Origin of the sequence: Tardiphaga sp., assembly GCF_044340795.1 — a bacterium.
Taxonomy (GTDB): domain Bacteria; phylum Pseudomonadota; class Alphaproteobacteria; order Rhizobiales; family Xanthobacteraceae; genus Tardiphaga.
Window position 1 is genome coordinate 1 of sequence record NZ_JBIISY010000282.1, and the last position, 7,158, is coordinate 7,158.

General features: G+C 61.7%; 10 protein-coding genes. 4 read left to right on the top strand and 6 right to left on the bottom strand.

Annotated features, from left to right (window positions below; all coding sequences use genetic code 11):
* Positions 1 to 269 precede the first annotated feature (269 nt).
* Complete coding sequence (locus tag ACIQ17_RS28740) at positions 270 to 1,145, top strand: LysR family transcriptional regulator (protein ID WP_398472828.1); 876 nt, start codon at positions 270 to 272, stop codon at positions 1,143 to 1,145.
* Positions 1,146 to 1,154: 9 nt separating this feature from the next.
* Here the strand turns inward: ACIQ17_RS28740 and ACIQ17_RS28745 are convergent, their stop codons facing one another.
* The 4 genes from ACIQ17_RS28745 to ACIQ17_RS28760 form a co-directional block, all read right to left on the bottom strand.
* On the bottom strand, positions 1,155 to 1,541 hold the full coding sequence (locus ACIQ17_RS28745) for a DUF930 domain-containing protein (protein WP_398472829.1): 387 nt from the start codon (positions 1,539 to 1,541) through the stop codon (positions 1,155 to 1,157).
* Between the two features lie 125 nt (positions 1,542 to 1,666).
* Positions 1,667 to 1,921, bottom strand: coding sequence for a hypothetical protein (locus ACIQ17_RS28750; protein ID WP_398472830.1), 255 nt, complete (start codon positions 1,919 to 1,921; stop codon positions 1,667 to 1,669).
* 102 nt (positions 1,922 to 2,023) lie between these two features.
* Positions 2,024 to 2,245, bottom strand: coding sequence for a hypothetical protein (locus ACIQ17_RS28755; protein WP_398472831.1), 222 nt, complete (start codon positions 2,243 to 2,245; stop codon positions 2,024 to 2,026).
* Positions 2,246 to 2,307: 62 nt separating this feature from the next.
* The gene (locus ACIQ17_RS28760) at positions 2,308 to 2,976 is read right to left on the bottom strand and encodes a Spy/CpxP family protein refolding chaperone (RefSeq protein ID WP_398472832.1); all 669 of its coding nucleotides are present in this window, start codon (positions 2,974 to 2,976) and stop codon (positions 2,308 to 2,310) included.
* Between the two features lie 228 nt (positions 2,977 to 3,204).
* Here ACIQ17_RS28760 and ACIQ17_RS28765 point away from each other — a divergent pair, with 228 nt between their 5' ends.
* From ACIQ17_RS28765 to ACIQ17_RS28775, 3 genes are all read left to right on the top strand, one after another.
* Positions 3,205 to 4,194, top strand: a complete 990-nt coding sequence (locus ACIQ17_RS28765; RefSeq protein ID WP_398472833.1) for a hydroxyacid dehydrogenase — start codon at positions 3,205 to 3,207, stop codon at positions 4,192 to 4,194.
* 156 nt (positions 4,195 to 4,350) lie between these two features.
* Entirely contained in the window at positions 4,351 to 4,878 is a 528-nt protein-coding gene (locus ACIQ17_RS28770) for a hypothetical protein (RefSeq protein ID WP_398472834.1), read from the top strand.
* A 148-nt stretch (positions 4,879 to 5,026) separates the two neighbouring features.
* Positions 5,027 to 5,785: a DUF2147 domain-containing protein gene (locus ACIQ17_RS28775; RefSeq protein WP_398472836.1), complete on the top strand. Its 759-nt coding sequence runs from the start codon at positions 5,027 to 5,029 to the stop codon at positions 5,783 to 5,785.
* A gap of 96 nt (positions 5,786 to 5,881) precedes the next feature.
* Here the strand turns inward: ACIQ17_RS28775 and ACIQ17_RS28780 are convergent, their stop codons facing one another.
* The gene (locus ACIQ17_RS28780) at positions 5,882 to 6,286 is read right to left on the bottom strand and encodes a cupin domain-containing protein (protein ID WP_398472837.1); all 405 of its coding nucleotides are present in this window, start codon (positions 6,284 to 6,286) and stop codon (positions 5,882 to 5,884) included.
* 23 nt (positions 6,287 to 6,309) lie between these two features.
* Positions 6,310 to 7,008 carry a ribonuclease activity regulator RraA gene (locus ACIQ17_RS28785; protein ID WP_398472838.1) on the bottom strand — a complete coding sequence of 233 codons (699 nt, stop codon included), beginning with the start codon at positions 7,006 to 7,008 and terminating at the stop codon, positions 6,310 to 6,312.
* Positions 7,009 to 7,158 lie beyond the last annotated feature (150 nt).

Here is a 7,158-nt window from a genome sequence, read left to right on the forward strand (position 1 = left end):
TAGGGCTCTTGCTCGCGGTGCCATGTTTGGCTTGCCCGAGAACTCCGAGATGACAACCTGAAATTGCTCAACAACATACATGCTCGATTGGGGAATCGAAGCCGTATGGAGGTACCTCACTTGAGGTTGAAAATCCAGATCTCACACGATGCAGGGGTGATGTTTTCCACGCAGTGTGGCGGAGAATCACTAAATTCTGTGATTGCGATCCAGATCGGCACAACTGTAGATTTTCCGGTCGTGATTGATGCAGGTGTAGGAGCCGGGGCATGCACAAGCGATATCAGCCACTCAATGTCCCGATCGAAATCGTCCGCACCGTCGTGGCAATTTCCGAAACTGGCAGCCTGACCAAGGCAGCAGAGCGGCTCGGCCTGAGCCAGCCAGCCGTCAGTTCCCAGATCAAACGAATTCAGGGACTGGTCGGTGGTCCGTTGTTCATCAAGACCTCACAGGGCGCCACGGCCACCCAGCTCGGCAAGCTGGTCCTCCATCAGGCCCGTCGGATCCTCGACGCCAATGACCAGATGCTGCGCATCGGCGGCGCTGCCCATGCGCCGCAACCGATCCGGCTCGGATTGAGCACCTTGTTCGTGCGCCAGTTCCTGAGTGAGCAGAGTGCCGGAAAGTTAGCCGACGTCATCGTTCACACCGACAATTCCGTCGGTATCACCAAGGGCCTGATCGACGGCTATATCGACATCGCCTACGTCTTCGAAAATCCGGAGATGACCAGCGAGATCTCACATCTCATCGTCAACGAGATGGACGAGGAATTCGTGTGGGTGCGGGCCCGCAGTTTCGTGCTCAGCCCCGGCGCGCCCATTCCGTTGCTGACCTGGCCCGGCGACGATCTGATGATCCGCACGCTGACGCGGCATGACCTTGCCTACAAGATCGTGTTCAACAGTCCCGATTATCACGCGAAGCTGGCAGCTGTGGAAGCCGGGCTCGGGATTGCGGCGATCCCCAAGCGGATGATCCCCGAACCGCTGGTATGGGCACAGGAATACTACCTGCCCCCGCTGCCGCCCCTCAAGGCGCTGCTCTGCGCGAGATCAAACCTGGAGAGCTCGCTGAGCACGGACCTTCTCAACGCAATGTCGGAGCGCTTCTTCAAAACGCCGCAGGCGGCGAACCTGTAACGCGCGTCATCACCGCGGGACCAGATAGTGCGTGTCCCATTCGCTGCGCGGGATCTCGGCGCCGAGTTGATAGCTGAACGACTTGATGTCCAGGCCATCGGGCGAGGTCTCGCACACATAAGCAAGCCTGTACCATTTGCCCGACGAACGGATCGCGCCGCCCGGTGCCTTGATCTGGGTTCCTCGCATCACCGGATCGGCAAATGCGTAGGCAACGAACTCGTCGGGCCGATAGCCTTTATGTTCTCGGCCGACGATCCCCATCGCGCGTGCATCACAACGCTGTTCGACGCGCGTCGCGGGATCGAGCTTCAGCATCTGATCGGTACGCGACGATCTCGCCACCGACGGCGACACCGCGCCGACCGCCGCAAGCAGAGTAGCGATAAACGCCATGATTTTCATATGCTTGGATCGGAAATTTAAGAGGGAGAATTAGGGGTAGACAGCACAAACTAGCATGTTCGCAGACGCAAAAAACCCCGCCATGGCGATGGCAGGGCTGAATCTTCAGGATTGGGTCAGCCGATCCGCTTGTAACTGAGCAATTGATAGAATTCAGATGGCTTGAACGCGCGTCCGCCCAGCTCCGAGATGTGAACTTGCCAACCGGCATCGTTCAACTGACGCGCTTGAGCCACTGCGATTTCCGGAAGGATCCGGTGGGTGATCATACTCCGGTCGTCGCGAGTTGCATGGATCGTAAAAACTTCGCCGCGCCGCATGGGCGCCGGAACTCCGTGGTCGAGACTCTCTTCAGCCGACACCGTCACCAACGCCAGTCTCCTGTCCAACGACTCGCCTGAGACCATGGTGCAACGGCATGATTAACCGAACCTTGCGACGATCTTCTGCTGTCCAATTGCAGTCAGCGGCGGTCAGGACTTGAAGACGCCCGTGATCTTGTCCCACAGCGACCGATCCTTGTCGGCGTCGTGTTTCGACTTGTCGGGCTGTGCCGCGCTCACGGGATCGGAAGCCGGGAAGGTTCCACTGAGACCGGCCTTCAGATCCTCGCTGGTCTTGCGATCCGCCCTCGCCGCTTCCTTGACGCCTTCGGCATATTTGTCGTGTGGCGCCGGATCGAACTTCTCAGCCATGATCGTGTCCTCCGTTGAATGAAGGAAAAACACGCGCCGGACGTCGAGGTTCCGGTCGACGGTCAGTCGAGCCCACGCTCGCGGCTCAGCTTCACCATTTCCTGGATGAACAGCGCCTTCTGCTTGTCGTCGAGCACAGCGTAGAGCGGCTCCGCGGCATCGGCGACGGCGCGCTGATCGCCGGCACGGTCGTTGAGGAACTGGGCCTCGTTGCGCATCTGCTCGATGATGTCGTCCGGCGGATCGCGCTTGGCGCGGGCGACGCGCAGCTTGAATCGCTCGGCGCCATTGTTGCCGAGCGTATGCATGGCGTCGCTGAATCCGGTCCAGTTCTTTTCCTGCTCAGGAGTCAGATTGAGCGAGGTCTTGATGCGCGTGATGTTGGCGTCGCTGTTGGCCACGATCTGCTCGGCCGTCAGTTCAGGAGTCTGCTCGGCGCCCTTCTTGCCCTTCTTTGCTTTGGCCTGCTTGGAGTTGGACTGAGCGCCCGAGACCGGGCCGCGAACGCTGTTATTGTTCGAAGGAACACCGAGCACACCGCCGACCGCTCCGACCACGCCACCGATCGCGCCGCCCAATACGCCTCCGATCGGCCCCGCCGCGCGATTGCCGTCACGCGCCCCGCGTTGCATGCCCTGCACCAGCCCCTGGGCGTGCGCTGCGCCTGCATGCCCGAGCAGAAGGACTACGGCAAAGCAAAGCGCACGATGCGGCTTGTAGGATCGGATCATCGGCATCTCCATGACCGCTATTTTTGCGGCGCAGCAAAACCGTATATCGGAATCTGCGTCATCGAACATAATGGCTTCGCGTCAGCCAAGTCCACCGGCACCACGTTCGATCTCGCCGCACAGTGCTGCGCTGGGTGATATGGACCTCGTCGCGACAAGACTGTTAGATGAATCCGGCGCAACGAAGAACGTCGGCGCATCACAGAAAGAATATCTCAAGGGGTGGAAATGGCGACCAACAAGAAGAAACTTCTGATCACCGAGTCCCTGTCGCCGCAAGGCCGCGCTCTGTTCGATGCACGCGACGACATCGAGACGATCGAATTCAGCAACCTGATTTCCGCGCCAGACTTCCTCAAGCTGATCGAAGCGAATGCACCCGTGCATGGGGCGGCGCTCGGCGCCACGCGCTTCGGCGCAGCGGAGCTGGAAGCCAGCAAGGATCTGCAGGTCGTGGCCCGCATCGGCGTCGGCTATGATGCGGTGGACGTGCCTGCGCTCAGCAAGCACAAGGTGCCGCTGATGATCGCCGGCACCGCCAATTCGCCTTCGGTTGCCGAACAGGCATTGTTCATGATGCTGACGCTGGCGAAGCGCGCAGCCGAACTCCATGCGATGGTGAAAGATGGCAAATGGGCCACGCGCTTCACGGCACTTCCGTTCGACCTGTTCGGCAAGACGGTCCTGGTGGTCGGCTTCGGCCGCATCGGCAGCCGCACGGCGACGCGCTGCCAGGCCATGGAAATGAACGTGCTGGTCTACGACCCCTATGTCTCCGCTGACGCCATCAAGGCCGCCGGCTACGTACCGGTGAAGGATCTCGACACCGCAGTGGCTCAGGCGGATTTCGTTACCCTGCACTGCCCGAAGACGCCGGAGACCACCGGCCTGTTCGACGCCGCGCGGATCGCCAAGATGAAGCCGACCGCCTATCTCATCAACACCGCCCGCGGCGGCATCGTGCTCGAGGCCGCGCTCTATGATGCGCTGACCTCGGGTAAGCTGGCCGGCGCCGGCCTTGACGTGTTCGAGGCAGAACCGCCGCCGCTGGGCCATGCGCTGTTCGAGCTGCCCAATGTCATCATCGCGCCCCATGTCGCCGGCGTGACCCGCGAGGCGCTCGACCGCATGGGTTTGCAGACCGCCCGCAACATGCTGAGCGCCCTCGATGGCGAGCCGATCAAGGCCAATGTGGTCAACACCGACGTACTGAACTGACGACTTCCGGGACCGGCGGCCATGAAAATGGTCGCCGGCGTGCCCCAAAAGGGCCACAGGCGTTGTGAAAGTGTCATATGCACCGGCCGGTTGCTGGTCAGTAACACCTTGATCTGCCTTTGGACTTTCCTTTTTGGATATGCCGGGAGCCTTGCCTTGACCCAGAATGATCCGACCGACCACGCGCTGGCCGCCATCGCCAGCATCCTCGACAGCAAGGAGTCCGCACTGTCCGGGACTGCAGACACGGATCCGACCGGCGGCAACGAACATGAGACAGTGACCGTGATCGCAGAGCGCGTCACCGTGACCGTCGAGCAGGAAACCGTCATCGCCGAGATCGACGCCCCGACCACTGCGCCGGAGCCGCATATCGAGCACCACGACGAACCAGCCGCCATTGCCCCGCTTGCCGAAGTCGATGGTTACACGCGATTGGGCCCTGGCCCGCTCGATGCCATTCGGTTTCGCTGGACAGCCCGGCGGGACGAGGACGGCCAGTATTTCGTCGATGAGACCATCGGCAGCCATTCCCGTCCGATTTCATCGGGCCCGATGCCGCGAGACGCGGTGGTCCCGTTCATCAATGATCGCGAGAGTTCGGCACGCGAACGTTTCCAGAGTCTGAAGCGGCAGATGACCATCAGCCGCCAGCCAGAGACCGAGTCCGTTGGCGAAAACTGACAACGACTGAACTTTTCGGAACGGTGGCGTGAACCCGCCGTTTTCTCCTGACGACGAAGTAGCACAGCGGTTTCGGCGGGGTCTGCGCTCTGGAGGCGAGACGTGCCTTGGACGGAAACCGAGTGCGCAAACGTTCAGGGGACCAATCATGACGCGCTTCGCCGCCATTGCCGCCATCCTGCTGGCCACCACCGCAGCCAAGGCCGCCGACACCTACTCCTTCGACCTCGGCGGCCAGACCGTCACTATTGATGCACCAAAGGACTGCAACTCAGCGGAGTGTGTGTCGATCTCGATCCCCGGCGTGTTCGAATACAACACCAAGCGTATTCGCCGCGATCGCGACAACCGCGAGAGCAACACAGCGCCGTCCCCTCGCGAAGAGCGCATACGCCCCGCCACGCCGCCGACAACGGCTAACCCTGCGCCGCCAGCTCCGGTCGCAGCGGCCCCTGCAGCACCTTCGACGACGACAGCTGCACCGGCACCATCAAGTGCCGCGCAGCCCGGCAACCCGCCTGCCGCAACGGAGCCCGCTCCATCGACGGTCGTTGCCAATGCGCCGGCAACCGATCCTGCGGTGAAGCCGACACCAGCGCCTGCGGCGGCTGCGTCGCCACTCGGCATCTGGATGACCGAGAAGAACGAAGGCAAGATCCGCATCGAAAACTGCGGCAGCGACATCTGCGGTTACGCCATGGACAAAAAGACCGAGGCCAATGGCGAGAAGATCCTGATCAACATGAAGCCAGGCGACAGCAAGTGGGCCGGCAAGATCTACGATCCGAAGAGCGGCAGCACGTATGACTCGACCATCGCGCTCAAGGGCAACGACTCGCTACGTGTGCAAGGCTGCGCCTTCGGCGGCATGTTCTGCGGCGGCCAGACCTGGACGCGGGTGAACTAAGATAGCTGTAGGGTAGGCAAAGCGCAGCGTGCCCACCTTCGCGTGCACGGCTGGTGAAGGTGGGCACGCTGTGCTTTGCCCACCCTACGTGAGTGATCAGCCGACGGCCTTCCCATACTGCGCGTCGGTCACCTTCTCCATCCAGTCAGCTGTCTTGCCGTCGAGGGCTTCCTGCATGGCGATGTGGACCATGCCGGTCTCCGGCGCGGCGCCGTGCCAGTGTTTTTCGCCCGGCGGAATCCACACTGTGTCGCCCGGCTTGATCTCGATGATGGGCTGACCTTCGGTCTGAAAGCGGCCGACGCCGTCGGTCACATACAGCGTCTGCCCGAACGGATGCGTGTGCCAGGCGGTGCGCGCGCCCGGTTCAAAACTCACGCGGAACGTCACGAGACGTGCCGGTGCTTCGGCGACAACGACCGGGTCCTGCCAGACCGTGCCAGTAAAATACTCCTCCGGCGCCCGTTTGGTCGGACGTGAACCTGCAGGAAAAAGCTTCATGGCACGGTCTCGCTTTCGTCTCGTTACTTCTTCGACGCGGCGTAGCGCGCCTTGGTCTCGGCATTCATCGGATAAAGGCCCGGCAGCGACGCGCCGTTATTCACCTCATTGACGATCCACGCCTCCATACGCTCCTGCTCCTCGCCTTCGGCGAGAACGTGCTCGAGGAAGGCTTTCGGAATGACGACCGCGCCATCCTGGTCGGCGACGATGATATCGTCCGGGAAAACGGCAACGCCGCCGCAGCCGATCGGTTCGCCCCAGCCGACAAAAGTGAGGCCGGTGACCGAAGCCGGGGCCGCAAAACCATCACACCAGACCGGGAGATTGGTGCCAAGCACGCCTTCGATGTCGCGCACGACGCCGTCGGACACCAGTGCGGCAACACCGCGCTTCTGCATGCGGGCGCAAAGGATATCGCCAAAAATGCCGGCATCGGTGATGCCCATAGCATCGACCACGGCGATGCAGCCTTCCGGCATGGCTTCAATGGCGGTGCGGGTCGAGATCGGCGACGACCACGATTCCGGCGTGGCGAGGTCTTCACGGGCCGGTACGAAGCGCAGCGTGAAGGCCGGGCCGACGAGGCGCGGCATGCCCGGGCGCAACGGCTTGGCGCCCCGCATCCAGACATTGCGCAGCCCTTTCTTCAACAGCACCGTGGTGATGGTGGCGGTGGAAATCTTGGTCAGGGTGGCAACGACTTCGGGAGACAGGGACATGCGCGGGGCTTTCCATCAGAGGATGTTCAGGCCGCGCATCTTGCGGTGGAATGCCACGACGTCAAGAGGCACGCGAACAGTGCTGCATCGCATCGGCGATCACTTCAGCTTATCGTTAGTATGCATGATAATTTATTGAAGCTGCTCGAC